The sequence below is a fragment of the Streptomyces hoynatensis genome (assembly GCF_003626535.1).
Classification (GTDB): Bacteria; Actinomycetota; Actinomycetes; order Streptomycetales; family Streptomycetaceae; genus Streptomyces; species Streptomyces hoynatensis.
Genome location: NZ_RBAL01000020.1, coordinates 93,308 through 117,784, shown reverse-complemented (window position 1 = coordinate 117,784; position 24,477 = coordinate 93,308). Strand labels below are relative to the sequence as shown.

General features: G+C 73.7%; 22 protein-coding genes and 2 tRNA genes. 9 read left to right on the top strand and 15 right to left on the bottom strand.

What is annotated here, in order from left to right; genetic code table 11:
• Positions 1–262 (bottom strand): IS110 family transposase (locus D7294_RS26120; protein WP_147450913.1); only part of this gene is annotated, 262 nt, incomplete at its 3' end.
• Positions 263–1,091: 829 nt separating this feature from the next.
• Between D7294_RS26120 and D7294_RS32315 the strand changes: the two genes are divergently transcribed.
• Positions 1,092–1,229: a DLW-39 family protein gene (locus tag D7294_RS32315; RefSeq protein WP_174248442.1), complete on the top strand. Its 138-nt coding sequence runs from the start codon at positions 1,092–1,094 to the stop codon at positions 1,227–1,229.
• A gap of 320 nt (positions 1,230–1,549) precedes the next feature.
• Here the strand turns inward: D7294_RS32315 and D7294_RS26110 are convergent, their stop codons facing one another.
• Positions 1,550–2,110 carry a DNA-binding protein gene (locus D7294_RS26110; RefSeq protein WP_120683981.1) on the bottom strand — a complete coding sequence of 187 codons (561 nt, stop codon included), beginning with the start codon at positions 2,108–2,110 and terminating at the stop codon, positions 1,550–1,552.
• A gap of 154 nt (positions 2,111–2,264) precedes the next feature.
• Between D7294_RS26110 and D7294_RS26105 the strand changes: the two genes are divergently transcribed.
• Positions 2,265–2,337 (top strand) — tRNA-Ala (locus D7294_RS26105).
• Between the two features lie 123 nt (positions 2,338–2,460).
• Here D7294_RS26105 and D7294_RS33455 read toward each other — a convergent pair.
• From D7294_RS33455 to D7294_RS26080, 5 genes are all read right to left on the bottom strand, one after another.
• Complete coding sequence (locus D7294_RS33455; protein WP_120683979.1) at positions 2,461–3,141, bottom strand: class E sortase; 681 nt, start codon at positions 3,139–3,141, stop codon at positions 2,461–2,463.
• 472 nt (positions 3,142–3,613) lie between these two features.
• Positions 3,614–5,185, bottom strand: coding sequence for a class E sortase (locus D7294_RS26090; RefSeq protein WP_241562626.1), 1,572 nt, complete (start codon positions 5,183–5,185; stop codon positions 3,614–3,616).
• Positions 5,182–5,838, bottom strand: coding sequence for an aminodeoxychorismate/anthranilate synthase component II (locus D7294_RS26085; protein WP_120683975.1), 657 nt, complete (start codon positions 5,836–5,838; stop codon positions 5,182–5,184). The genes D7294_RS26090 and D7294_RS26085 overlap by 4 nt, the downstream gene beginning before the upstream one ends.
• 37 nt (positions 5,839–5,875) lie before the next feature.
• The gene (locus D7294_RS32310) at positions 5,876–6,031 is read right to left on the bottom strand and encodes a hypothetical protein (RefSeq protein WP_174248444.1); all 156 of its coding nucleotides are present in this window, start codon (positions 6,029–6,031) and stop codon (positions 5,876–5,878) included.
• Positions 6,032–6,129: 98 nt separating this feature from the next.
• Positions 6,130–6,885, bottom strand: coding sequence for a DUF881 domain-containing protein (locus D7294_RS26080; protein ID WP_120683973.1), 756 nt, complete (start codon positions 6,883–6,885; stop codon positions 6,130–6,132).
• 80 nt (positions 6,886–6,965) lie between these two features.
• Between D7294_RS26080 and crgA the strand changes: the two genes are divergently transcribed.
• Positions 6,966–7,226, top strand: a complete 261-nt coding sequence (gene crgA, locus D7294_RS26075) for a cell division protein CrgA (RefSeq protein ID WP_120683971.1) — start codon at positions 6,966–6,968, stop codon at positions 7,224–7,226.
• A gap of 233 nt (positions 7,227–7,459) precedes the next feature.
• On the opposite strand, the gene D7294_RS26070 is transcribed toward crgA, so the two are convergent.
• Together D7294_RS26070 and D7294_RS26065 are read right to left on the bottom strand one after the other, a co-directional pair.
• A complete protein-coding gene (locus D7294_RS26070; RefSeq protein WP_120683969.1) occupies positions 7,460–8,347 on the bottom strand; it encodes a rhomboid family intramembrane serine protease in 888 nt (295 codons plus the stop codon).
• 106 nt (positions 8,348–8,453) lie between these two features.
• Positions 8,454–8,987: a peptidylprolyl isomerase gene (locus D7294_RS26065; RefSeq protein ID WP_120683967.1), complete on the bottom strand. Its 534-nt coding sequence runs from the start codon at positions 8,985–8,987 to the stop codon at positions 8,454–8,456.
• Between the two features lie 181 nt (positions 8,988–9,168).
• On the opposite strand from D7294_RS26065, the gene D7294_RS26055 reads away from it, so the two are divergent.
• Positions 9,169–9,756: a DUF5324 family protein gene (locus D7294_RS26055; RefSeq protein WP_147450912.1), complete on the top strand. Its 588-nt coding sequence runs from the start codon at positions 9,169–9,171 to the stop codon at positions 9,754–9,756.
• 58 nt (positions 9,757–9,814) lie between these two features.
• Here D7294_RS26055 and pknB read toward each other — a convergent pair whose 3' ends face one another.
• The 6 genes from pknB to D7294_RS26025 form a co-directional block, all read right to left on the bottom strand.
• Complete coding sequence (gene pknB / locus D7294_RS26050) at positions 9,815–11,848, bottom strand: Stk1 family PASTA domain-containing Ser/Thr kinase (protein ID WP_120684007.1); 2,034 nt, start codon at positions 11,846–11,848, stop codon at positions 9,815–9,817.
• Between the two features lie 249 nt (positions 11,849–12,097).
• Positions 12,098–13,588, bottom strand: a complete 1,491-nt coding sequence (locus D7294_RS26045; protein WP_120683961.1) for a penicillin-binding transpeptidase domain-containing protein — start codon at positions 13,586–13,588, stop codon at positions 12,098–12,100.
• Entirely contained in the window at positions 13,585–14,994 is a 1,410-nt protein-coding gene (locus D7294_RS26040; RefSeq protein ID WP_120683959.1) for an FtsW/RodA/SpoVE family cell cycle protein, read from the bottom strand. Before D7294_RS26040 ends, D7294_RS26045 begins: the two co-directional genes overlap by 4 nt.
• A 49-nt stretch (positions 14,995–15,043) precedes the next feature.
• The gene (locus D7294_RS26035; protein ID WP_120683957.1) at positions 15,044–16,411 is read right to left on the bottom strand and encodes a Stp1/IreP family PP2C-type Ser/Thr phosphatase; all 1,368 of its coding nucleotides are present in this window, start codon (positions 16,409–16,411) and stop codon (positions 15,044–15,046) included.
• Between the two features lie 37 nt (positions 16,412–16,448).
• Positions 16,449–16,949, bottom strand: coding sequence for an FHA domain-containing protein FhaB/FipA (locus D7294_RS26030; RefSeq protein ID WP_120683955.1), 501 nt, complete (start codon positions 16,947–16,949; stop codon positions 16,449–16,451).
• A gap of 10 nt (positions 16,950–16,959) precedes the next feature.
• Positions 16,960–17,826: an FhaA domain-containing protein gene (locus D7294_RS26025; RefSeq protein ID WP_120683953.1), complete on the bottom strand. Its 867-nt coding sequence runs from the start codon at positions 17,824–17,826 to the stop codon at positions 16,960–16,962.
• Between the two features lie 319 nt (positions 17,827–18,145).
• Between D7294_RS26025 and D7294_RS26020 the strand changes: the two genes are divergently transcribed.
• The 5 genes from D7294_RS26020 to D7294_RS33445 all read left to right on the top strand — a co-directional run bounded on the left by D7294_RS26020 (position 18,146) and on the right by D7294_RS33445 (position 24,286).
• Positions 18,146–18,232: transfer RNA gene (locus tag D7294_RS26020), tRNA-Leu, on the top strand.
• Positions 18,233–18,673: 441 nt separating this feature from the next.
• Positions 18,674–19,846: a glycosyltransferase gene (locus D7294_RS26015; RefSeq protein ID WP_241562625.1), complete on the top strand. Its 1,173-nt coding sequence runs from the start codon at positions 18,674–18,676 to the stop codon at positions 19,844–19,846.
• Positions 19,843–21,270, top strand: coding sequence for an exopolysaccharide biosynthesis polyprenyl glycosylphosphotransferase (locus tag D7294_RS26010; RefSeq protein ID WP_120683951.1), 1,428 nt, complete (start codon positions 19,843–19,845; stop codon positions 21,268–21,270). Before D7294_RS26015 ends, D7294_RS26010 begins: the two co-directional genes overlap by 4 nt.
• Positions 21,270–22,613: an O-antigen ligase family protein gene (locus D7294_RS33450; RefSeq protein ID WP_241562624.1), complete on the top strand. Its 1,344-nt coding sequence runs from the start codon at positions 21,270–21,272 to the stop codon at positions 22,611–22,613. The genes D7294_RS26010 and D7294_RS33450 overlap by 1 nt, the downstream gene beginning before the upstream one ends.
• A complete protein-coding gene (locus tag D7294_RS33445; RefSeq protein WP_241562623.1) occupies positions 22,610–24,286 on the top strand; it encodes a lipid II flippase MurJ in 1,677 nt (558 codons plus the stop codon). The genes D7294_RS33450 and D7294_RS33445 overlap by 4 nt, the downstream gene beginning before the upstream one ends.
• Positions 24,287–24,477: the final 191 nt, after the last annotated feature.

Genomic DNA, 24,477 nt, shown 5'->3' with positions numbered 1-24,477 from the left:
GGTTGACGGCCCGGCCGGGGATGTAGAGCAGGTGCTGGCCGTGGTTGAGCAGGACCGCGATCACGAGGCCGGCCCCGCCGTCGGCCAGGTCGATGCCCCAGGCCGTCACCTCGCCCAGGTCCAGGACGTCGCCCAGGAGCTGGAGCAGCTCGGTCTCTTCGTTGGCCACCCGCCGGGACAGCAGCCGCTTGCCGGTGTCGTCGATCACCACGCAGTGGTGGTGGGTCTTTCCGGCGTCGATGCCGGCCCAGATCGCTGTCACTCGCCTCTCCACAGGTCGTGTTCGTACAGGTACCACGGACGACCTCGCTGTCGAGTCCCTACCGAGCGATCAGTGCCGCAATTCCCAATGAGCAGCCGAGTCGTCGTGGGGGCCGGGCGGCAAATCCTGCGCAGCCACGGACGGCAGAGGACTGAAAGCCACACCCGGGCCCCCTGGGTGAGCCAACCCTACGAATGGCTCGCTCATCCCGATCAACAAGGTAGGGAGGACTGAGCCGGGCGCGTGGAGCCGCCGGGCTGCGGGGCGCGCGGTGCAGGACCGGCGGGCGCGGGGCCGGGAGGCGTGAGGCGGGGGCTGCCCGGGGCGGCGCTTTGCGGGGCTTTGCGTTTGCCCGGCGGGGACTCCCGGGTGGGCCCGTGGCCCGGGGGAGGCGGCGCCCGCTCCTGGCGGCCGGGTTTCCCGCGCCGTGTGGCCGCGGGGTGCCATGGGCGGGTGGGCCGCAGGTCCCGGCGGCCGGCGGGGCGGAGTGGTCACTTCTCTAGACTCTGGGCGCCGGAGACCCGGCGCGGGAGGCGGCGGGGCCCCCGGCCGCCCACCGGGGAGCGGCAGGGCGGGGGCGGTCGGCGCGCCCCGCGCGCCCCCGAGCGCTGCCAGAGGGGAAACGAGTGCGCACGGAGGGCGAAAAACCCCTGGTGAGCCGCCTGAGGGGCGAGAGGTCGCGGGTTCGGATCCGGTGGGTACCGCGGGGTGTCCTGGGCGGGTTCCGGGAGTATCCTCGGCCGGGCCGAGCCCTTGGGCCAAGAACACAGTTGGGTATCATCGGGCGCCAGATGGTCCGATCACGTTTCAAGAAGGACGAGGTAGCGCGGTGAAGAAGCTCCTCCTGGTCGCACTGGCCGCCATCGGTGGCCTCCTTGTGTACCGCCAGATCCAGGCGGACAGGGCCGAGCAGGACCTGTGGACGGAGGCGACCGACTCCGTGCCGTCCGGCTCCACGGGTGCCTGACCCCACGAACCGAAGCACGCGCAACGCGCCCGCGGGCCCCTGCCGCCTCACGCGGACAGGGGCCCGCGGGCTGTGCGATTGCGAACGCGCACCGCGCGGCCGGGCCGGTCGCGCGGCCGCTCACGCGGGCGGGCGCGGTGGCGATCGGCGGAGACCTCCTCCCCCGTGGTCCCCGATGCTCGCCTGCTCCGTCGCCGCCCCCTGCGGCACCTCCCGGCCGCGGCCGGTGCGGGTGGGCGGGAGCGTACGGTGCCGCGCCCGCGCTCGCCGGACGGTGGGGCCCCGAGGGCCCGGCTCGACCGGCGAAGGATGTCCGAAAATCAGCCCTGGTGCCGCTCGTAGTGCTCGACGGCCTCCCGGGTGCGGGCGACCCCGTAGACCCGCAGCAGCTCCGCCAGCTCCGGGTGGCTGTCGGCCAGCAGGCGGGCGGCGCTCTGGATCTCCGTCGCGTCCGAGACGGAACGCAGCAGCGCCTGGATCTCCCGCACCACCCGCTTGGTGGGGTTGGCCGGAACGCCGATGGAACTCGACCTGGTGGCCGTGGAGTTCGGGCTCAGCACGTTCCCGCCCGCGGTGCGGCGGATCTCCTCCATGGAGGCGGTGGCCTCGGCCGCGCTGATCCGTCCGGCACGCACCTCGGCCGCCAGGTCCTGGAGGGCACGCACGCGCTGCACCACGGCCGGATTGCCGATCTTCGCGCGCTGGCCGCTCATCAGCTGCGACAGCATGGGCGCCGAAAGGCCGAGAACGACCGCCAGCCGTGCCTGATTCAGCCCCAGGTCGGCGATGAGCCGCCTGAAGAGGGCTCCGAGCGGCTCCCCGTACCAGGTCGTCTGCTGTTCTCTGGCCTTTTCCGTGGACTCCTGTTGGGCTGCGTCCATGTCCTCTCCCCTGTTCTCCCCTTGTCGCTTCACCTGAGCGAAGTTGCGCGTCATCCTACGGAGGGAGCAGCGCCCGGGGCGATACCCGGTCTGAATCCAGGGGGAGTATTGGGTAACCTTGGAAGCGGCCGTCGCGGTACGCCGGGACGCCCACGGGGCCTTAGCTCAGTTGGTAGAGCGCCGTCTTTGCATGGCGGATGTCAGGAGTTCGACTCTCCTAGGCTCCACAGCGATAACCCCGAGGTCACTCGGGGCTTCTTCCCGCAGTCCCCCGGCCGCGCGCCGGGGGCTCACCCACCACATTTCTGGCCGAATATCTGGCCGGAAGTGGCGTTCTCCGGCCGGGCCGGTCAGTGCCCGGCTTCCCGCAGCTCGCGCGGTGGGGTGCGTTGCTCGTCCACCGGCTCGGTGCGCTCCAACTCGCCCCAGACCACGTAGCGGTGCCGGGAGGTGAAGACGGGCGTGCAGGTGGTGAGCGTGATGTAGCGTCCGGCCTCGGTGGCGCCCGACTCCTCGGGGATGGGATCGAGCACGCTGGTGTCGTACTTCGAGGTCTCCGGGAGAATCGCGAAGGCCCGGTAGATGTACCAGGTGTTCCTGGTCTCGAAGACGATCGGATCTCCCTCCTCGATGTCGTCGATGTCGTGGAACTTGGCGCCGTGGCCGTCCCGGTGGGCCGCGAGCGAGAAATTGCCCTCCTCGTCCCAGGGCATCGCCGACTCCACGGGCTTGTCGTAGTAGCCGGCGGCGCCGGTGTTGAGGACGTCGAGGTCAATCCCCTCCTTGACGAGGATGTCGTCGTCGCTCATCGCGGGGACGTGCAGGAAGCCGATCCCGTCCTCGGGGTCGAACGCGGGCGGGACGGTGGCGTCGTCGCCGTCGTCCGCGTTTTCCGGGGCGGCCCAGCTCTCCCGGACCGCGTCGCTGTCGCGGGCCGTCTCGCGATTGGCCACCACGTTGGTCCACCACAGGGAGTAGACGACGAACAGGCCGAGGACGATGCCCGCGGTGATGAGCAGTTCGCCGAACACGCTGAAGGCGGTGGCGAGTCGGCTGAGCCGGCGACTCGGGGCGCCGCCCTTGCGCGCGGGCCCGGCCGGCTCCTTGCCGGGTTCCTCCTCGTGCTCCGGCCCGGGCTCGGCTCCCGAATCGGCCTCGGCCCCGGAACCGGCGTCGGCGTCGGCCCCGGAATCGGCGTCGGCGTCGGCCCCGGAGTCGGAGTCGGAGTCGGCCCCGGAACCGGCGTCGGCGTCGGCCCCGGCGTCGGAGTCGGCGTCCGGCTCGGCGTCCTTCGCGGGTTCGCGCTCCGCCGCTTCGCCGTCCGGCGCCTCGGCGGCCTCGGCGGGGGAGCCGGCGCCGGTCTCCTCCGAGCCCGCCTCGCCCGAACCCGCCCCGGCGGAAGGGGAGTCGGCCTGCCGCGGGAGGTCCGCCGGGCGCGCGGCCCCGGCGGTGGGGGCGGGCCCGGGCTCCGCCGTCCCGTGGGCGCCCGGGTCCTCGGCGGCGTCAGTTGACGAGGGCATCCGGCTTCCCTTCGCTCCGCGGACGCTCCTCGGTCATCTCGCCCCAGACGATCAGGCGGTACGTGGAGGTGAACTCCGGCGTGCAGGTGGTGAGGGTGATGTAGCGGCCGGGCTCGGTGAACCCGCTGTCCGGGGGGACCGGGTCGAGCACGTCGACGTTGGAGGGCGGGGTCGAGTCCAGCGTGTTCCTCACCTCGTAGGTGTAGAAGGCGTTCTCCGTCTCCACCACGATCGGATCGCCCGGCTCCAGCCGGTTGATGTAACGGAACGGCTCGCCATGGGTGTTGCGGTGCCCGGCGAGGCCGAAGTTGCCCTCCTCGTCCCAGGGCATGGCGGTGGGCAGCCCGTCCGCCTCCGTGTAGTGGCCCACCATGCCATTGTCGAGGATGCTCGACTTGTCGGTGGTCTCGGCGATCGGAACCCGCACGTCCAGGGTGGGCAGGTAGAGGATGGCGAAGCCCTCGCCCGGGGCGAACTCGCCCGGGTCGCGGTTCTCGTCGGAGCCGGCGGCTGAGCCCTGCTGGTCCCACTGCTCCTGCAGGTGGTTGGCCTCGTTGTTGGCGTGCGCCTTGGCCTCGACGTTGGTCCACCACAGCTGGTACACGACGAAGAGCAGCAGCAGCACGCCCGTGGTGATGAAGAGCTCGCCTATGACGTTGCTGATCGCGGTGCCGGTCTGCTTGGCCGCCTTGGCCGCGGCCTTCGCGGCACGGCGGCGCGCGGCCCTGCCCCCGGACTCCTCCGCCTCGGCGAGCGCCGCCGCGGCCGCCGCCTGGCCTGCCTGGCCGCCGCGGCCCGCCTGTGCCGCCTTCCTGCGGGCGGCCCTGCCGCCGGGCGCGGCCGGCTCGGCGGCGGCCGCCTGGCCCGCCTGCGCGGCCCTGCGCCGCGCCGCGCGGCCGCCGGGCGAGGGCGCGGCAGACGGCTCCTGGCTGCCCTGTGGGCCCGCGGCACCGTCCGGGCCCTCCCGGTCCTCGGGGAGCGCCGGGGACGCCTCTCCCGCGGCGTTTCCCTCCGCTTCGAGGGCCGCCCGGGCGGCGCGGCGGCGGGCCGCCCTGCCGCCGGTGGGCGGGGCCTCCTGCCCGGCGAGCGAGGCGCGGGTGAGGTCCTCGGGGCGGCGCAGGCCGACCGTCTCCGGGTCGTTGACGCCCACGCCACCCGCCTGCGCCGGCTGCCCCGGCATCTCGTAGGCGTCGTAGGGCGGTTGGGCAGAGACGTAGGGGTACTCGCCCCCGGGCGCGCCCTCGTTGCCCTGGTACGGTCCGCCGTAGGGCGCCTGGGGCTGTGCCGGGAAGGCCCCGGACGGGCCCGGGGCCCCGTACGCGCCCCCGGGGAAGGGATCGGCGCGGGGATCGGTCAGCGGGTCGCTCAGGGGGTCGCCCAGCGGGTCGGGGAAGGGGCCGCTCAGCGGGCCGCCCAGCGGGTCGGGGGCGGGCAGGGGGTCCGTCAGGGGGTCGTGCAGGGCGCCGAGGGCCGCCGCGTCGTAGGCGCCCGGCGGGGCGTAGGGGTCGCCCTCCGACCCCCACTCCCCGGAGCCTCCCGGGCGCTGGTCGGTCACGCCGCCGGCTCCTGCCGGCCCACGCGTCCCACGACCGGGGCGAGTCCGTGCGCGCGCTCGACCGCCCCCGGATCGCCGCAGGCCACAAGCCAGTTGGCGAGCATCCGGTGGCCGCCCGTGGTGAGCACGGACTCGGGGTGGAACTGCACGCCCTCGACCGGCAGATCGCGGTGGCGCAGGCCCATGACGACGCCGGATGCGGTGGTCGCGGTGACCTCAAGCTCGGGCGGGACCGTCGCCACCTCGACGGCGAGCGAGTGGTAGCGGGTGACCGTCAGGGGGCTCGGCAGGCCGTCGAAGACCCCGGCGCCGCTGTGGCCGATGTCGGAGGTCTTGCCGTGCAGCAGCTCGGGGGCGCGGCCGACGACGCCGCCGTAGGCGACGGCCATGGCCTGCATGCCCAGGCAGACGCCGAGGACGGGGGTGTGGGAGGCGGCGCAGTGGCGCACCATGTCGATGCAGACCCCGGCCTGTTCCGGGGTGCCGGGGCCCGGGGAGAGCAGCACGCCGTCGAAGCCGCCCTCGGCGACGCGGCCGGTGCTGACCGCGTCGTTGCGCAGGACCTCGCACTCGGCGCCGAGTTGACCCAGGTACTGCACGAGGTTGTAGACGAAGCTGTCGTAGTTGTCCACGACGAGGATGCGGGTGGTCATGCCTGCGGGTGAGCCCTTCCGTGCTTCTGCTTGACGGTCACTCGACGGTCACGTTGTTGAACGGCAGCAGCGGCTCGGCCCAGGGAAACACGTACTCGAAGAGGAGGAAGACCACCCCGAGCACCAGGACCAGTGAGATCAGCGAGCGCACCAGCATGTTGCCTGGCAGGTGCCGCCAGATCCACGCGTACATGGCTTCGCTCCCCCTTCGTCTTTCGCGGCTGCCCCAAGGGTACGACGCGTGCCTGGAGGGCCGGAGGGGATCGGTGTCATCGAATGGCGCTCAGGGGGTCATTCGGCGGGCTCGGCGTAGCGCAGCGAAACCCCGCCGCGGTAGCCGGGGAGAGTCACCGGCGACCGCTCCTCGACCCGCCAGCCGAGGCCGTAGTCCGCCACGTACCGCTGGTAGTCCCGGAGCGCGGGCGAGGCGTCGAGGGCGGCGCGCAGCCGGTCCTGGTCGCCGACGGCCGTGACCGTGTAGGGCGGGGAGTACAGGCGGCCCTGGAGGAGCAGGGTGTTGCCGACGCAGCGCACGGCGCTGGTGGAGATCAGCCGCTGGTCCATGACCTGGACCCCCTCGGCGCCGCCCGCCCACAGGGCGTTCACCACCGCCTGGAGGTCCTGCTGGTGGATGACGAGGTCGTTGGGCGTGGGCTCGGGAACGCCGGGCCGCAGGGCGGTGGCGCCGGGCGGGGCGTCGGTGAGGGTGACGGTCAGTCCCGGCCCGGTGAGCTCGGCGAGGCCGGCGGCACCCGCGGCCTCCTCCAGCGCGCGCTCCCGGTCCGGGTCGGCCGCGGCCTGGCGCCTGGCCAGCTCCTCGACCTCGGCCCGCAGCTCCGCGGCCTGCGCCTCCAGGTCCTCGTTGTCCCCGGCGCGCTCGCGCACGAGATCGGAAAGCCGCAGGAGGGAGTCGTCGGTGCGGATATTGCCGCCGCGCGCGACGTGGAAGCTGAGCCAGAAGAGCAGTCCGGCCAGCGCGAAGACGGCGAGGGTGCCCAGGCGCGCCGGGCGAAAGCGGAAGCTGTTCACCTCACCCCTGGTCTCCATTTCGGCCCCTTGACGCACTACGCTAACTGACGACCCCCGAGCTCCGCGCTGAAGGAGCGCGATCGACAGGAGAGCCGCTCGTGCCCAAGTCACGGACCCGCAAGAAGAAGGACGACACCTACACGCCGCCGGAGCGGCGGCAGGCGACGAAGATCGACATGGGTGGACGTCGCTGGGTCGCTCCGCTGATGCTGGCGATGTTCGTGATCGGCCTTGCCTGGATCGTCGTCTATTACGTCACACAGGCGGATCTTCCGGTGGAATCCCTCGGGAACTGGAACATCGTCGTCGGCTTCGGCTTCATCGCGGTGGGATTCGTCGTCTCCACGCAGTGGAAATAGCGGCTCCCGGCGGCGTGGGAGGAGGCGGCGGGCGAGGCCGCGGTTTCCCGCCGACTTATCCACCGAACATCACAAGATCTGTGGATAACTGAGCGAAGGCGGGAACGCCCGTGCGGGCCCGAGGGGCGAGCGCATGCCCTTCCGCCTGCGGAAACGCCGGAACGTGCCGCTCGTGAAGACGTTGTCCACATCGTGCACAAGATCGGGCACGGCCTGTGGATAACCGGCCGGAACTAGCCGCCCACCAGCTGGGAGGTGCGTATCGCGCAGGCCACGGCCAGCACGGCGAGCACCCCCACGCAGGTGGCCACCTGGACCAGGGCCTGCCGCCGCCGCGGCGCGTGCACCATGCCCGCGGTCACCACCACCCCGGCGACGAGGCCGCCGATGTGCGCCTGCCAGGCGATGTGCGACCAGGTGAAGGTGATCAGCAGGTTGATCGCCAGCAGGACCGCGATCGGCCGCATGTCGTAGCGCAGCCGCCTGGTCAGGACGGCCGTCGCGCCGAACAGGCCGAAGATCGCCCCCGAGGCCCCCAGGGAGAGCTGGTTCTGCTCGGCGAGCAGGTAGGACAGGGTGCTTCCGGCCAGGGCGGAGATCAGGTACAGCGCCAGGAATCTGGCCCGGCCGAGCGCCGCCTCGAGCGGGGGCCCGATGAACCACAGGCCCATCATGTTGAAGGCTATGTGCCAGACGGCCTGGTGCAGGAACGCCGAGGTCAGCAGCCGGTACCACTCGCCGTCCGCGACCCCGATCCAGTGGGGCGGCCAGCCGTCCGTCGCGTAGCCGACCATCCCGTAGTCGGTGACCACCTGGTCCCCGCCGGCCAGGACGGCCAGGAAGACCGCCAGGTTGATCCCCAGGAGCACGGAGGTCACCAGCCGCGGATTCGCCGTCACCGCGCCGCCGGCCAGCGTCCTCGGCCGGGTGGCGCGCGCGGCCCGCGCCGCCTGGGCGCCGTGGACGCACTCCGGGCACTGGTGTCCCACCGCGGCGGCGATCATGCAGGAGGGGCAGATCGGCCGCCCGCAGCGCGCACAGCCGATCCGGGTCTCCCGGTCCGGGTGCCGGTAGCAGCGCGCCACCCCTGGCTGCGGCTGCTGTCCGTACTGCTGCGTCATGCCGCTCCCTCCCGGTCGCCGCTCTCCTCGCGTCGGCCGGACGCATTCCGGCCCCCTGATCCTACGGATCGGGGGCCGGAAATGTTCCCGCGCGGAGGGGCCGGGCTCAGGCCGGGCGGGTCTCGACGCTGACCGACTGGATGACCACGTCCTCCACCGGCCGGTCGGTGCGGCTGTCCGTCGCCGTGTTGGCGATGGCGTCCACGACCTGCCGGCCGGCCTCGCCGGTGACCTCGCCGAAGATGGTGTGCTTGCCGGTGAGCCAGGCCGTGGGGGCCACGGTGATGAAGAACTGCGAGCCGTTGGTGCCCGGGCCCGCGTTGGCCATCGCCAGCAGGTAGGGGCGGGTGAAGGCGAGGTCCGGGTGGATCTCGTCCTGGAACGTGTACCCCGGGCCGCCGGTGCCGTTGCCCAGCGGGTCCCCGCCCTGGATCATGAAGCCGCTGATCACCCGGTGGAAGACGGTGCCGTCGTACAGCTTCTCGGTGGACTTTTCGCCGGTCTCGGGGTGGACCCACTCGCGGGAGCCCTGGGCGAGCTCGACGAAGTTCTTGACCGTCTTCGGCGCGTGGTTCGGGAAGAGCCGGACCTCGATGTCGCCGCGATTGGTCTTCAGGGTGGCGTAGAGCTGCTCAGCCACGATCAACCTTCCGTCTACGTCAGTGACGTTCCCCGATCCTGCCATGCGCGCGCGACACGCCCCGCCCCCGGATGGCGGTTTGGCGTGCCGGAGGCCCTCACAGCAGGAATGATTTGCGCACGAGCGGACAAACGCCATCAAGGGTCACGCGAAGCATCGAACGTCGTATGAGGGAGGACACGTGAGTCAGAACGGGAAGTCGAGGGTGCGGCACACCGCGGAGCTGGTGACGCCGTACGCGCTGACCGCACGGCGGGGTGCCGTGCGGTGCGCGCGCTGGGCCGGGGGCGTCATCGGGCCGCGCGCCCGGCAGGCGGCCGGCCAGGCGCGAACGGGGTTGACCACGCAGGTCGTGCCCAGGATGGGCCGGGCGATGGCCGCCGCGGGACCCGCGGGCCGGGAGGCCACGGTGCGCTCGCAGGCGGCGCTCGCCGCCCTGCGCGGGGACGTCACCTCGCAGGAGATCCTGGAGCTGGCCCGGCGCAAGCGGGCCAGGGCGAGGACCGGGCGGCTGGTGCGCAGGGTCGGCCTCGCCGGCCTGGTCGCGGGCGGCGCCTTCGTGGCGTGGAAGTGGTGGAGCGGCCAGTCCGACCCCGACTGGCTGATGGAGCCCTCCCCGGCCACCGAGACGACGGAGAGCCGGCCCTCCCCCGACCGGGGGCCCGAGTCCGCCTCCGAGTCCGCCTCCGAGGGCGCCCCGGGGAACGCCGCCGAGAGCGCCCCGGAGGACCAGGCCGAGGCGGGCGCCAGGCGGGGCGCCCGCGGCTGAACCGGCGGCCGGGGCCCGCGAGGGGCCCCGGGCCGCCGGCGGCGGCGGAGCAGAGGGCTCAGCCCTGGCCGAAGATGGTTCCGGCGTCCCCGCCGCCGTTGTCGCCGCCGCCGCCGTTGTTGCCGCCCCCGTTGGCCCCGCCGCCACCGCCGTCGATGGCGCCGAGGTCGTAGGTCTGCAGGGTGACCGTGGTGCCGGGCGGCACCTGCTCACCGGGGTTCGGCGACTGGCCGGCCACCATGGCGGTCGCCGTGTCGGGGCCGCTCACGCTGACGTTGAACCCGGCCCCCTGGAGGGCAGCCCTGGCATCGGCCAGCGACTTGTTCCTGACGTCCGGCACCTCGACGTTCTGCGGCTGCGTCTCGGAGGGGATCGCGACGGTCAGCGTGACCAGGCCGTTCTCCTGCAGGGTCTCCCCGGCGTTCGGGTCCTGGGCGATGACCTCGTTCTCCGGCCGCGAGTCGTCTATCTGGTTCTGCCGGGTGACGGTGAAGCCCTCCGCCTCAAGCTCGGCCTGGGCGTCCGCGAACTGCTTGCCGACCACGTCGGGCACCTCGGTGCCCTCGGGCTCCACCGCGACGGTCAGGGTGACGGTGGTGTCGGGGTCGACCTTCTCCCCGGCCTCCGGGTCCTGTTCGAGCACGGTGCCGGCTTCCTCGTCCGAGGTCTCCTCCTCCTCGCGCTCGACCCTGAGCCCGGCCTCCTCCAGCGCGGACTTGGCCTCGTCGTAGGACATGTCGGTGACCTCGGGCACCTCGACCTGCTCCGGCCCCGAGGAGAGGATCAGCGTGACCGTGGAGTCGCGCTCGGCGCGGGTGCCGGCGGCCGGGTCGGTCTCGCAGACCGTGCCCTCGTCCTCAGGACAGGGCTTGCTGTCGCCCTCCTTCGCCTCGAAGCCCGCGTTCCGCAGCGCCTCGGTCGCGTCCTCGACGGACTGCCCGGCCACGTCGGGCACCTGCGGCTTGCTCGCCGGCGGGTCGCCGGCGAAGAGCGCGCGGCCGATGAAGATCGCGCCGATCAGCACCAGGACGCCCGCGATGACCAGCAGGATCGTCGAGGTGTTCCGGCGGCGCTGGCGCCGGTCGGCCCGCCCGCCGTAGTCGTCGTAGCCGCCGCCACCGCCGCCGCCGTAGCCCGCGTCGCTCGCCGGCGGCATCATCGTGGTCGCCGGGTCGGCCGCGCGCAGGGCGGTGGTCGGCCGGTCGTCGTAGCCGTAGGGCGCCGCGGCCATCGCCGCCGCGGCGGCCACCGGGCGGCCGTCGAGGGTCGCCTCGATGTCGGCGCGCATCTCGTCGGCCGACTGGTAGCGGTAGTCGGGGTCCTTGACCAGGGCCTTGAGGACGATCGCGTCGGTGTCGGGGGTGATCTCGGGATCGAAGACGCTCGGCGGCTGCGGCTCCTCCCTGACGTGCTGGTAGGCGACCGCGACCGGCGAGTCGCCGATGAACGGCGGGCGCACGGTCAGCAGCTCGTACAGCAGGCAGCCGGTGGAGTACAGGTCGGAGCGGGCGTCGACGGTCTCGCCCTTGGCCTGCTCGGGGGAGAGGTACTGCGCGGTCCCGATGACGGCCGCGGTCTGCGTCATGGTCATGCCGGCGTCGCCCATGGCCCTGGCGATGCCGAAGTCCATCACCTTGACCTGGCCGCTGCGGGTCAGCATCACGTTCGCCGGCTTGATGTCCCGGTGGACGATGCCGTTGCGGTGCGAGTACTCCAGCGCCTGGAGGATGCCGATGCACATCTCGAGCGCGCGCTCCGGCAGCAGCTTGCGCCCCGAGTGCAGCAGCTCGCGCAGCGTGGAGCCGTCCACGTACTCCATGACGATGTACGGGATGGAGATGCCGTCGACGTAGTCCTCGCCGGTGTCGTAGACGGCGACGATCGCCGGGTGGTTCAGCGAGGCGGCCGACTGGGCCTCGCGGCGGAAGCGGGCCTGGAACGTGGGGTCGCGGGCGAGGTCGGCACGGAGCGTCTTGACGGCCACGGTGCGGCCCAGACGCGTGTCGTGGGCGAGGTAGACCTCGGCCATCCCCCCGCGGCCGAGTACCCGGTCCAGCTCGTACCGGCCGCCGAGGCGACGCGGCTCTTCCATCATTCCAGCCCTCTCCGTTTGGTCCCGGGTCGCACCCCCTGGCCGGCCCGTGGGGCAGGGTCCAAGCCCTGGCTTACGGTACCCGCCGGGTGGGGGCCCACCGGACGGCGGTGGTCGCTCGATATCCAACCGGTATCGCCTCGCACCGTGACCGGCCGGGAAACGCCGGTCCTGTGTAAGACGTGTGAGCGGCGCCCCGTGGTTTCCTCGGTTCCGTTCACCCGGCGTTCTCCCCCAGGACGCCGGGGCTCAGTTGTCGCTGTCGAGCACCGCCTGCATCACATCGTGGGCGATCGGGGCCGCAAGACCGCTGCCGGAGATCGTGTCCCGGTCCACGCCCGCGTCCTCGACGACGACCGCCACCGCGACCGGCGAGCCCTCGTCCGTCATCGCGTAGGAGATGAACCAGGCGTAGGGCGGCTCGGAGTTGTTCTCGCCGCGCTGGGCGGTGCCGGTCTTGCCGCCCACCCGGACGCCGTCGATCTGCGCCGACTGGGGCGGCCCGTCGTTGACCACGCTCTCCATCGCGGACTGCAGCTCGTGCGCGGTCTCCGCGGAGATCGGGTGACTCATCTCACGCGGCTCGTGCTGCTCGATCACGTTGAGGTTCGGTGCGACGAGCTGGTCCACCATGTACGGCTCCATCAGCGTGCCGTTGTTCGCCACGGCGGCGGCGACCATCGCCATCTGGAGCGGGGTGGCGCGGTTGGAGGCCTGCCCGATGCCGGCCATCGCGTTCTGCGGCCGGTTGTCGTCGGGGTAGACGCTCTCCTCGACCCGGACCGGGATCTGCAGGTCGTCGCCCTGGTTGTAGCCGAACTCCTCGGCCATCTCCTGCATCGTGTCGTTGCCCAGCGTGGCGCTCAGGTTGCCGAAGACGGAGTTGCAGGAGTCGATCAGCGCGATCCGCAGGGAGGCGTTCTCGCAGCGGCCCTCCGTCTCGTTGCTCAGCTCCTGGTGGTCGGTGTCCGGCAGGTAGTAGGGCACCGGGGTGTCGGTGTGCTCGTCCACGTCGTCCACCAGGCCGTTCTCCAGCGCGGCGGCGGCGGTGACGACCTTGAAGGTGGAGCCGGGCGGGTAGGTCTCGCGCAGGGCGCGGTTGAGCATCGGGTTGTTCGGGTCGTTCTCCTCCTGGACGGCGGCCCAGGCCTCCCCGTCCTCCTCGCTGTTCCCGGCGAAGTCCGAGGGGTCGTAGGAGGGGGTCGAGGCCAGCGCGAGCACCGCGCCCGTGCGCGGGTCCATCGCCGCCACCGCGCCCCGGACCGCCTCGCCGTTGCCCGCGTTGGTCAGGCCCTCGTAGGCGGCCCGCTGGGCGTCGGCGTTCAGGGTGGTGACGACGTTGCCGCCGGAGGGCTCCTCGCCGGTGAGCATGTCGATCGTGTTGTTGAAGAACAGCCGGTCGTCGTCGCCGGTCAGGATCGGGTCCTCGACGTTCTCCAGCAGGTTGCTGCCGAAGGCCTGGGAGGCGTAGCCGGTGACCGGGGCCCACATCGCGCCGTCGGTGTAGGTGCGCTTGTACCTGAAGTCGCTGCCCTCGGTCTCGACGGAGCCGGTGATGGGCTCGCCGTCGACGATGATGTCGCCGCGCGGGTGCGCGAACATCTCGATCGCCACCCGCCGGTTGTGGGTGTCGTTCTGCAATTCGTCGGCCTGAACGAACTGGACCCAGTTGACCCGCGCCAGCAGTGCGAGGATGAGCAGGCCGCAGAAGACCGCGACGCGCCGCATCGGTTTGTTCATGCTCGGACCACCTGTGTCTGTTCCGCGTCGAGTGAGGGCGCCGGGGCGGGAGCGGGCCTGCGGGCAGTGTCGCTGATGCGCAGTAGGAGCGCGATAAGCGCCCAGTTCGCGATGACGGAACTGCCGCCCTGGGCGAGGAAGGGCATGGTCATGCCCGTCAGCGGGATCAGGCCGGTCACGCCGCCGGTGACGACGAAGATCTGGAGCGCGAAGCAGCCGGTGAGGCCGACGCACAGCAGCTTGCCGAAGGGGTCGCGGGCGGCCAGGGCGGTGCGCATGCCGCGCTCGATCAGCAGGCCGTAGAGGATGATCACGGCCATCAGCCCCGCGAGCCCCAGCTCCTCGCCGACGGTGGCGAGGATGTAGTCGCTCTTGGGGGCGATGCCGCCGATCAGCCGGGAGTACCCCTGGCCGAGCCCGGAGCCGAACAGGCCGCCCGAGCCGAAGCTGTACATGACCTGGGCGGTCTCGGTGACGTTGTCGTTCTCCAGGGCGAGGGGGTGCAGCCAGTTGTCCACGCGCTCGCCGACGTGCGGGCTGGTCTGGGCCACCAGGACCGCGCCGGTGGCCGAGAGCAGCAGGCCGAAGACGATCCAGCTGGTGCGCTCGGTGGCGACGTACAGCATCACGATGAAGACGCCGAAGAACAGCAGCGAGGTGCCCAGGTCCGTCTCGAAGATCAGGATCATCAGGCTGACCGCCCAGACGACCAGGATCGGCCCCATGTCCCGCCCGCGCGGCAGGTAGAGCCCCATGAAGCGGCGGCTCGCCAGGGCCAGGGCGTCGCGTTTGACCATGAGGTAGCCGGCGAAGAACACCGCGATGACGATCTTGGCGAACTCCCCCGGCTGGAGGGAGCCGACGCCGGGCAGGGCGACCCAGATCCGCGCGCCGTGCACCTGGCGGCCGAGGCCGGGAACCATCGGCGCGACCAGCAGCGCCAGGGCCACCACCATCGAGATGTACGTGTACCGCTGGAGGATGCGGTGGTCCTTCAGGAGCATCAGGGTCCCGAGGAACAGCGCCACGCCGACCGTGGACCACAGCAGCTGGTTGGCCGCCATCGGGCCGTCGCCGCCGAAGTCGGGGTCGGTGATGGTGGGCTCCTGGTCGAGCCGCCAGATGAGGACCAGGCCCAGGCCGTTGAGCAGGGTGGCGATCGGGAGCAGCAGCGGGTCGGCGTAGGGCGCGTACCTGCGGACGACGAGGTGGGCGACGCCGGCGAGCAGTCCGAGGCCGAGGCCGTAGCCGAGCATGCCCGCGGGCAGCGTCTCGTCCTTGGCCAGGCCGACGTTGGCGTAGGCGAAGACGGGGATGACCACGGCGAACACGAGCATGGCGAGCTCGGTGTTCCGGCGGCTCGGTAGGCCCCCGGTGGAGACGGTGGTGTTACTGGCGCTGCTCATCCTGCGGTCTCCGGGTCGGGGTGCGGGCGGTTCCGCGAGGGGGTGTCGGTCACGTCGTGCAGTTGCGGGCCAGGTCCTGCTGGCGCTCGGTCATCGCGGGCGCCTGGGGGGCGCCCCGGTCGGACTTGCCGCCGTTCGCGTCGCCCTGCTCGGCGAGCAGCCGGCAGGCCTCGGCCTGCTCGGCGAGCTCGCTGATCGTCTCCCGCGCGTCGGCGAGGCCGCTGGCGTCGATCGCGTCCTCCACCTGGTTGCGCTGGTAGGCGGGCAGCAGGTCGAGGCGGATCTCGGGGTGGTCCTGCTCGACGCTGCTCAGGCTGAGCGGGCCGAGTTCCTGGCTGACGCCCCGGTAGAGCGCGACGTGGTCGCCGTTGACCGCCACGTAGTACTGGCCCTGGGTCCAGCGGTAGCCGGCGTACAGGCCGCCGCCGACGAGGGCGAGGGCGAGGACGATCAGCGCCGTCCTGCGCAGGGCGCGGCGGCCCCGGGGGCGCTGCGGCACGTACTCGTCGTCGGGGAAGGCGCCGAAGACGCCGGTGGCGTCGGCGGGCGGCGCGGGCGGGCGGCCGAGTTCGGCGGCGCGCGAGGCCGGGGTCTGCGGGGTGTCCCCGGGGCGCTGGGCCTGCGCCTCGGCGACGGCGCCGACGATCTGCGGGGCGTCGTACAGCTGCCTGGCGAGGGTGTCGCCCTCCTGGGTGTCGATGTCGAGGACGTCGGCGACGATGCAGGTGACGTTGTCCGGGCCGCCGCCGCGCAGGGCCAGCTCGATCAGCTCGCGGACCGTGTCCTGCGGGGGGTGGAAGGCGTTCATCGCCTCCCGGAGCGTCTCCTGGCTGACCACGCTGGACAGGCCGTCGGAGCACAGCAGGTAGCGGTCGCCGGCGCGCACCTCGCGGATGGAGAGGTCCGCGTCGATGTGGTCGGCGCTGCCGAGCGCGCGCATCAGCAGGGAGCGCTGCGGGTGGGTGGTCGCCTCCTCCTCGGTGATGCGGCCCTCGTCGACCAGCCGCTGCACCCAGGTGTGGTCCTGGGTGATCTGGGTCAGCTCCCCGTCGCGCAGCAGGTAGGCGCGCGAGTCGCCGACGTGCACGAGGCCGAGGCGCTGGCCGGTCCACAGCAGGGCGGTGAGGGTGGTGCCCATGCCGTCGAGACGCGGGTCCTGGGCGACCATCGAGCGCAGCTGGTTGTTGGCCCGCTGCACGGAGGTGTCGAGGGAGGTGAGGATGTCGGAGCCGGGCACGTCGTCGTCGAGCTGGACGAGGGTGGAGATCACCTCGGAGCTGGCGACCTCGCCCGCGGCCTGGCCCCCCATGCCGTCCGCGATGGCGAGCAGGCGGGGGCCCGCGTAGCCGGAGTCCTCGTTGTGATCGCGGATCATGCCGGTGTGGGACCCGGCGGCGAATCTCAGTGACAGGCTCATGCGTGCCTCTCCCACCCTCCGGTCGTCATGTGTCGCCCTACTTCCGCAGCTCGATGACCGTCTTGCCGATGCGGATCGGCGTGCCGGGCGGGATGGGGACCGGAGTGGTCAGCCGGCCCCGGTCCAGGTAGGTGCCGTTGGTGGACCCGAGGTCCTCGACGATCCACTGGCCGTCCCGATCGGGGTAGATCCGGGCGTGACGTCCCGAGGCGTAGTCGTCGTCCAGCACGATGGTCGAGTCGTGTGCCCGGCCGAGCGTAATGGTCTGCCCCTGGAGCGCGACAGTGGTTCCGGCGAGAGAGCCTTCCGTGATCACGAGTTTGCTGGGGGCGCCCCGCCGCTGGCGGGCCCGCGGCGGGGGCTGTGCGGCCCGGCGGGCCTGGGCGGGGGGCTGCTGTTCGGTGCGCCGGGCGACGGGGCGCTGGGTGACCCGGGTGCCGAACAGGTCGCTGCGGATCACCTGGACGGCGACGATCACGAAAAGCCACAGGACGGCCAGGAAGCCCAGCCTCATGACCGTCAGGGTCAGCTCTGACATTGCCCCCCGCTTACCCTTCGGCTTGCCGGTAGATGACTGTGGTGCTGCCCACGACGATCCGTGAGCCGTCGCGGAGCGTAGCGCGTTTGGTGTGCTGCCCGTCCACCACGATGCCGTTCGTCGAGCCCAGGTCCCTGACGGTGGCGGGGTCGGTGGCCTGGATCTCGCAGTGCCTGCGGGAGACGCCGGGATCGTCGACGCGCACGTCGGCCTCCGTGCTGCGGCCGATGACCAGGGTCGGACGGGAGATCTGGTGGCGGGTGCCGTTGATCTCGATCCAGCGGCGGACCCGGCCGCGGGCCGGCTGCCCGTAGGGCGCGGCGGGCGAGCGCGGGGGCGCGGCCGCGGGGGCGGGCGGCATCGCGGGCGGGCGGCCGGGGGCCGGGGGCGCGGCGTAGGGCTGCGGGGGCCTCGCGCCGTACCCGGGGCCGGCCGGGGCGGCGCCCGGGGAGCCGTAGGAGGGCGGGGCGGCCGGGGCCGACGGGGCGGCCGAGGCGGAGGTGGAGGCGGCCAGGGTGCGGCTGCGCACGCGGTAGAGGCCGGTGTCGAGCGAGTCGGACTTCTCCAGGTGGACCTTGATCTCGCCCATGAACGTGTACCGCTGCTGCTTGGCGTACTCGCGGACCATTCCGGCGAGTTCGTCGCCGAGCTGCCCGGCGTAGGGGGCGAGCCGCTGGTAGTCGCCGGCGCTCAGCTCCACGATGAAGTCGTTGGGGACGACGGTGCGTTCGCGATTCCAGATGGTCGCGTTGTTGTCGCACTCACGCTGCAGGGCGCCCGCGATCTCGACGGGCTGCACCTCGGACTTGAAGACCTTTGCGAAGGTGCCGTTGACGAGGCCCTCCAGACGCTGCTCGAAACGCTTCAGTACTCCCATGAGTGCACCTCCTCCTACGGCCTTCCCCGACGTCCCGGCGCGTCTGACGTGGTAGTGCTTACTGATCGTATCCACGCGCGGGACGATCGAGTGGTTCCCTTCGGCGCTTCGCCCGGGGGCTCCGCGTGCCCTCCGGATGGTAAGGGGGCCATGGAACAGTGTCGCGCATGTGGGGAGGGAACGTGCAGGGGATGGACGGGGACGGGACAGGGGGCGCCCGAACGCGGGTGAGAGCGACCTCCGTCGCGTGTTAGCCTTCTGCATGTCGGCGCCGCTCCGGCCCTCACGGGATCGGGGCGAGGCTCTCGACGGTGCCCAGGCGCGGGTGGCGGAATAGGCAGACGCGCTGGATTCAGGTTCCAGTGCCCGAAAGGGCGTGGGGGTTCAACTCCCCCCTCGCGCACCACGAGTAGTCGACGAAGCGGGTCTCCCGAGGAGGCCCGCTTCTTTGCGTCTGCGGGCGTCTGTGCGCTCCTGCGGGCGTCTGCGTGTGTCTTCGGGGGCGCCCGGGCCGCGGGGCGCGATGGCCGGAACGCTCCCGTGATCTCCGACACAGCTCATCTGTCCATCACAGAATGACGTTGTCTGTCCGGTGCCGCGCGTTTTACGTGATTTCCGCACCGGCTTCTGTCATTGTTTTCAGCGTTTCGCTCCTTCGTGTGCGCATTCATGCAGTTCATGTGATTTATGCGGTTCTTGTGGTTCGTGGAGTTCATGGCATATGCGCGATGCGCGTCCTGCGGTGCCCGGCGGGGTCCCGCGGCGTCTCGCGGCGTGTGCCGTGCGGCTTTTCCTGCTCTTCCGGTGAGTGGCTTGGAGGTTGAGCCATGGGACGAAACGCGCCGGCGTGCTGACCGTCGCGCACCTGGCGCAGCCGGTGGACGGCGGCGTCGCGCAGGTCGTCACCGATCTGGTGCGCGCCCAGGCCGCGGCCGGGCTGCGCACCCTCGTCCTGTGCCCGCCCGGCGGCGAACTCGCCAGGGGCGCGGCCGCGGCCGGGGCCGAGGTGGGGCTCTGGCTGGCCGAACGGGCGCCAGGGCCCCACCTGCCCTGGGAGGCCGCGGCCGCGGGACGGGCCATCCGCCGCGCCCGCCCCGACGTCGTCCACCTGCACAGCGCCAAGGCCGGGCTCGCCGGGCGGCTCGCGCTGCGCGGCTCGCTGCCCACCGTCTTCCAGCCGCACGCCTGGTCCTTCCACGCCGCAGGCGGGCCGTCCGCCGCGCTCGCCCTGCGCTGGGAGCGGCTCGGCGCCCGCTGGGCCCACCGCCTGCTGTGCGTCAGCGAGCGCGAGCGGCAGGAGGGCGAACGCGCCCGGGTGCCGGGACGCTGGGCCGTGCTGCCCAACGGCGTGGACCTCACCCGGTTCCCCCTCGCCGGCCGGGACGCGCGCGCCCGCGCACGGGAGGCGCTCGCCGCCACGTACGCGCTCCCCGGGCACGCCCCGCTCGTGGTGTGCGTCGGGCGGCTGTGCCCGCAGAAGGGGCAGGACCTGCTGCTGCGGGCCTGGCCCTCGGTCGCGGCCCGGGTGCCCGGGGCCCGCCTCGCGCTGGTCGGCGACGGCGGGGAGCGGGCCGCGCTGCGCCGGGCCGCAGGACCGGAAGTGCTCTTCGCCGGGCACGTCGACGACCCCTACCCCTGGTACGCCGCCGCCGACCTCGTCGTCCTGCCCTCCCGCTGGGAGGGCATGGCCCTGGCGCCCCTGGAGGCCATGGCGGCCGGGCGCCCCGTCCTCCTCACCGACGTGGCCGGTGCCCTGGAGAGCCTGCCCCCGGGGCAGGAGCGGCACTGTCTGGTGCCCGCCCTGGACCCGGTCGCGCTCGCCGGGGCGCTCGTCGCGCTGCTCGGCGACCCGGCCACGCTGCGCCGCCTCGGACGGCAGGCCGCCGCGCACGCCAGGAGCGTGCACGACGTGCGGCGCACCGCCGCCGGCTGCGCCCGCCTCTACCGCGAACTGCTGGCCGAGCGCGCCGCCTCACCGCCCGCGCAGGCACCTCAGGCAAGGGAGTTCAGCCCGCGATGACCATGGAAGGAACGGCGGGGCCACGCCCGCGCGCCGCGGCACGGGCCGCCGCCGTCATCCCGCCCCGGGGGCCACGGCCCGCGCCGCCGCCGAGGCGGGCCGACCAGCGCGGGCGCCGCCGCCCCTGGCCGACGGGCCGGCTGCTCGCCGCGGACGCGCTGGCGCTCTCGGGCGCCGCGGCCCTGCTGCGGCCGCCGGCGTTCCCGCCCGCCTGCGCGGCGCTCGCAGCCTTCGCCACGCTCCTCGCCCTGCACGCCTCCCGTGGCCTCTACCGCCCCTCGCCCATGGCCACCGCGCTGGAGGAACTGCCCCGGCTCTTCGTCCACGCCGCCGTCGCCTGGTGCGTGGCGGACGCGCTGTTCGCGGGGGACGGCGCCGCGGCCTGGCGCTGGCTGCCCGCCCTCGCCCTGGCGCAGACCCTGGCCGCGGGCGCCGCCAGGGGCGCCGTGTACGCGGTCGCGCGCCGCGCCGCGCGCCGCCGCCCGCGCGCCGCCCTGGTCGTCGGCACCGGTCCCTCGGCCCAGCGGCTCGCCGCCGCGCTCGCCCGGCACCCCGAGTACGGGCTGCGTCCCGTCGGCCTGGTCGGGCCGGTGCCGCGACGGCTGCCGGACGCCGCGGCGCTGCCCGTGCTCAGCGCGGCCGGGCAGGTCTCCGGCGTCCTGCTGCGCGAGGACGTCGGCCACGTCCTGTTCACCCGGGCCCCGCGCGAGTCGCAGCTGCGGCTGTTTCGCGCGCGCGGCTGCACGATGTGGCGGGTGGGCGCGGACCCGGCCCTCGCCGGGCCGCGGGCCGGCCACCTGTGGGGCTTCGCCTGCGAACTCCTCGCGCCCCCGCCCCCGAGGCGGCTCGGCAGGCGGGCGAAACGCGCCCTCGACGTCGTGGTCGCGCTCGCCGCGCTGCTCGCCGCGGCGCCGCTGCTGCTGCTGTGCGCGCTCGCCGTGCGGCTGGCGCAGGGCCCGGGCGTCCTCTTCCGGCAGGTGCGCGTCGGCGAGGACGGCAGGCGGTTCGTCATGCTCAAGTTCCGCACGCTCACGCCCGCGGACGAGGGGGAGGCCGCGACCCGCTGGAGCATCGCGGACGACCGGCGCCTCACGACCGTCGGCCGCCTGCTGCGGCGCACCTCCCTGGACGAGCTCCCGCAGCTGTGGAACGTCCTGCGCGGCGACATGAGCCTGGTCGGCCCCAGGCCGGAACGCCCGCACTTCGTCGAGCGGTTCAGCCGGCTGCACCCCGGCTACGCCGACCGGCACCGGATGCCCGCGGGGCTGACCGGCCTGGCCCAGGTCAGCGGGCTGCGCGGGGACACCTCCATCGAGGACCGCATCCGCTTCGACAACCTCTACATCGAGACCTGGTCGCTGTGGCGCGACGTGTGCATCGTGGTGCGCACCACCGCCACCTGCTTCCGGCGCGGGGGCAGCTGATGGCCCTCGCCCCGGCCCGCGCGCGCCTGCCGTGGACCCCGCGATGGCCCGCGGCGGCCACCCTCGGCACCGTGCTGCTGCTCCTGCTGCCCGCCGGGCGCGTGAGCGTGGCGGGCGGCAGGATCGTGGCGGCCGACCTGGCCTCCCTCGCGCTGGCCGCGGCCTGCGCGGTGCGCCTGGCCCGCGGCCACCGCCCGCCGCTGACCTGGCCGGCGGCCGCGGTGCTCGGCGCGCCCGCCGTCGTCCTCGCCGCCGCGACCGTCGCCGCCGCCGACCCCTGGGCCGCCCTGCCCGGCTACCTGCGGTTCCTGCAGACCTTCGTGCTGGTGCCCGCGGCCCTCGTGCTGCTGCTGCGCGACGCGCGCGACGTCCGCCTGGTCGCGGGCGGGCTGGTCGTGCTCGCGCTGGGCCAGGGCCTCGTGGGGACCGTGCAGTACCTCACCGGCACCGGCGCCTCCTACATGGGGCAGAACGTCAGGGCCGTCGGCACCTTCGGTCCCCAGCACGTCATGGGCATGGCCACCGCGGTCTCCCTCGGCCTGATCGCCGCCCTCTCCCTCGCCCTGGCCCCGCCCCCGGGGGCGCGGCGGGCGTGGCGGGCGGCCGCCCTGGCGAGCGTGGCCTTCCTGGCGGTGCCGCTGACCTTCTCGTTCAGCCGCGGGGCCTGGCTCGCGGCGGCCGTCGCCGTGCTCGCCCTCCTCCTGCTGCGCCTCTCGTTCCTCGGGCGGGCGAGGCTCGCGCTCGGCGGCGCCTGCCTCGCCCTGACGGGCGCGGTGGTGCTCGGCGCGGGCGCGGTGGGTCCCGGGCTGCCCGGCGCGGGGCTCGTCGGGGACCGGCTGAGCAGCATCGGCGAGGTCGCGGACGCCCCCGACCAGTCGGTGATCGACAGGTACGCGATGTGGGACGCCGCGCTCGCCATCTGGCGCGAGCGGCCCTGGACCGGCGCCGGGCCGCGCGGCTTCGCCGCCCTCCGCGACAGCCACGCCTCCCTCGCGCTGTCCTCGGGCGGCGATGTGGCGGGCGCGGGCCTGGAGTTCAGGCGGCAGGAGCTGCTGTCCCCGCACAACATGTACCTGCTGGTGCTCGGCGAGCAGGGGCTCGCCGGCGCGGCCACGCTGATCGGCTGCTGGGCCGCGCTGCTCGTGTGCTGCCTGCTCAGGCTGCGCGCCTGCCGCCGCGGCCGGGACCTCGGGCTGCTGGCCACCGGCCTGCTCCTGTGGCACGCCGTGGACTTCCTCTACGCCGACGTCGGCGGGCCCACCACGGTGCTGACCGCGGTCGCGTTCGGCCTGACCGCCTGGTGGGCCCTCGCGCCCGCCGCGGAGCCGGAGGGCGCCAGGTGACCGCCGTCGCCTCCGGCGCCCGCGGGGAGCGGTTCCTCGCCCGCGCCGTCCTGCTGACCGCGGCGCTCACGGCGGCGGGCGCGCTGGGCGGGCTGTTGCGCGACCAGCTCATCGCCCGGCTCTTCGGCGCCGACGGCACGACCGACGCCTTCCTCGTCTCCTGGACCGTCCCCGAGTTCGCCGCCACGCTGCTGATCGAGGAGGCGATGGCGCTGGTCCTCGTGCCCGCCTTCAGCCTGGCGCTGGCGCGCGGCGGCGCGGGCCCGGTGCGCGCACTGCTGAGGACCACCCTCCCCCGGCTGCTGCTCGCGCTCTCGCTGGCCGCCGGGGCGCTGGCGGCGGGCGCCCCGCTGCTGGTGCGCGCCCTGGCGCCCGGCCTGTCCGATCCCTCGCTCGCGGTGGACTGCACGCGGCTGACGGCCGTCTGCGTGCTGACCTTCGGCCTGGCCGGCTACTTCAGCGCCGCCCTGCGCGCCCACCACAGCTTCCTGCCGCCCGCGGCGATCTACGTCGCCTACAACGCGGGCATCATCGCCACCGCCGTCGCCCTGCACGCCAGGTGGGGGGTGCGCGCGGCGGCGGCCGGGGTGGCGCTGGGCGGGGCGCTGATGGCACTGGTGCAACTCCCCTCCTTCCTCAGACGGGTGGGGAGCCGGGGGCGCGCCGGCGCGCCGGCCGCCCCGCGCGCCGCCGCCGTGCCCGGGCCCGGGGTGGGGGGCGGGGCCGGGCGCGCGGCCGGGTGGGCGGGAATCTCCGTCGTCGCGCCCGTCGCGCTCTTCGCCCTCGGCAGGCAGTCCCAGGTGCTGGTCGAGCGCTTCCTCGGCTCCTCGCTGCCGGCCGGGGCGATCTCCTGCCTCAACTACGCCCAGAAGGTGGCCCAGCTGCCCATGGTGCTCTCGATGATGGTCTGCACCGTGACCCTCCCGGTGGTCGCCAGGGCCCTGGCGGAGGGCGACACGGAGGGCGCCAGGCGGCGCGTGGAGCGCGACCTGGTGGTGGCCTGCGCCGTGGTGCTCCCCGGGGCGGCCTACGTGATCGCCTGCGCCCCGCAGATCATCGAACTCCTCTTCCAGCGCGGCGCGTTCGACGCCGAGGCGACGGCCGCGACGGCGCGCGTGATGCGGGTGTACGCCCTCGGGCTGCTCGGCCAGACCCTGGTCGGCACGCTGGCCAGGCCCTTCTTCTCGGCGGCCAGGCCCACCTGGTACCCGCTGGGCGCCATGGCCCTGGGGCTGCTCGCGACGCTGCTCTGCGGCCTGGCCGCGGTGCCCCGCTGGGGGGCACCGGGCATCGCGGCGGCCAACGCCGCCGGGATCACCCTCTCCGCCTTCCTGCTGCTGCGCGGCCTGGCCACCCGGTCGATCCCGCTGCACATCGGCGAGGTGGTGGCCCGGCTCGCCCGGCCGGCCTGCGCCGCGCTGGCGGCCACCGCCGCCGGCTGGGGCCCGGCCGCCGCCCTGGACGCGGGGCCGCTCGGCACCGCCGCGCTCGGCGCCCTCCTGGTCCCGGCCGCCTTCGCCACCACGGCCCTGGCCCTGCGGGTGCCGGAGGCCGAGCCGCTCAAGGCCCTGCCACGGGCCCTCACCCGGGCCCTCGGAAAGGCCCTGCCCGGATTCCTGCGCACGCCCCTCCTCAGGTACCTCCTCAAGCAAAGGCCACGCCATGCCCGTTGAGAAGCCGATTGAGAAGCCCATGGAGAAGCCCGTGGAACCGCCCATGGAGACGTCCCTGGACAAGCCCCTTTGCACGCCCGCGGAGCAGCCCGCGGAGAGGTCACGCGGGAGGTCGGCAGGACCGCGGCGGGAGGGGGCAGCGGCCACGCCGGCCGCCCGTTCCGCCCCGCGGGACGCCCCGCGGGACGCGG

What these genes read in the sequence shown, in the direction of transcription:
- D7294_RS26110 (WP_120683981.1), bottom strand. Translation starts at nt 2,110, where the DNA reads ATGGACGCAGCCCAACAGGAGTCCACGGAAAAGGCCAGAGAACAGCAG.
- D7294_RS26085 (WP_120683975.1), bottom strand. Translation starts at nt 5,838, where the DNA reads ATGACCACCCGCATCCTCGTCGTGGACAACTACGACAGCTTCGTCTAC.
- D7294_RS32310 (WP_174248444.1), bottom strand. Translation starts at nt 6,031, where the DNA reads ATGTACGCGTGGATCTGGCGGCACCTGCCAGGCAACATGCTGGTGCGC.
- D7294_RS26080 (WP_120683973.1), bottom strand. Translation starts at nt 6,885, where the DNA reads ATGGAGACCAGGGGTGAGGTGAACAGCTTCCGCTTTCGCCCGGCGCGC.
- D7294_RS26070 (WP_120683969.1), bottom strand. Translation starts at nt 8,347, where the DNA reads ATGACGCAGCAGTACGGACAGCAGCCGCAGCCAGGGGTGGCGCGCTGC.
- pknB (WP_120684007.1), bottom strand. Translation starts at nt 11,848, where the DNA reads ATGGAAGAGCCGCGTCGCCTCGGCGGCCGGTACGAGCTGGACCGGGTA.
- D7294_RS26045 (WP_120683961.1), bottom strand. Translation starts at nt 13,588, where the DNA reads ATGAACAAACCGATGCGGCGCGTCGCGGTCTTCTGCGGCCTGCTCATC.
- D7294_RS26040 (WP_120683959.1), bottom strand. Translation starts at nt 14,994, where the DNA reads ATGAGCAGCGCCAGTAACACCACCGTCTCCACCGGGGGCCTACCGAGC.
- D7294_RS26035 (WP_120683957.1), bottom strand. Translation starts at nt 16,411, where the DNA reads ATGAGCCTGTCACTGAGATTCGCCGCCGGGTCCCACACCGGCATGATC.
- D7294_RS26030 (WP_120683955.1), bottom strand. Translation starts at nt 16,949, where the DNA reads ATGTCAGAGCTGACCCTGACGGTCATGAGGCTGGGCTTCCTGGCCGTC.
- D7294_RS26025 (WP_120683953.1), bottom strand. Translation starts at nt 17,826, where the DNA reads ATGGGAGTACTGAAGCGTTTCGAGCAGCGTCTGGAGGGCCTCGTCAAC.
- D7294_RS26010 (WP_120683951.1), top strand. Translation starts at nt 19,843, where the DNA reads ATGACCATGGAAGGAACGGCGGGGCCACGCCCGCGCGCCGCGGCACGG.
- D7294_RS33450 (WP_241562624.1), top strand. Translation starts at nt 21,270, where the DNA reads ATGGCCCTCGCCCCGGCCCGCGCGCGCCTGCCGTGGACCCCGCGATGG.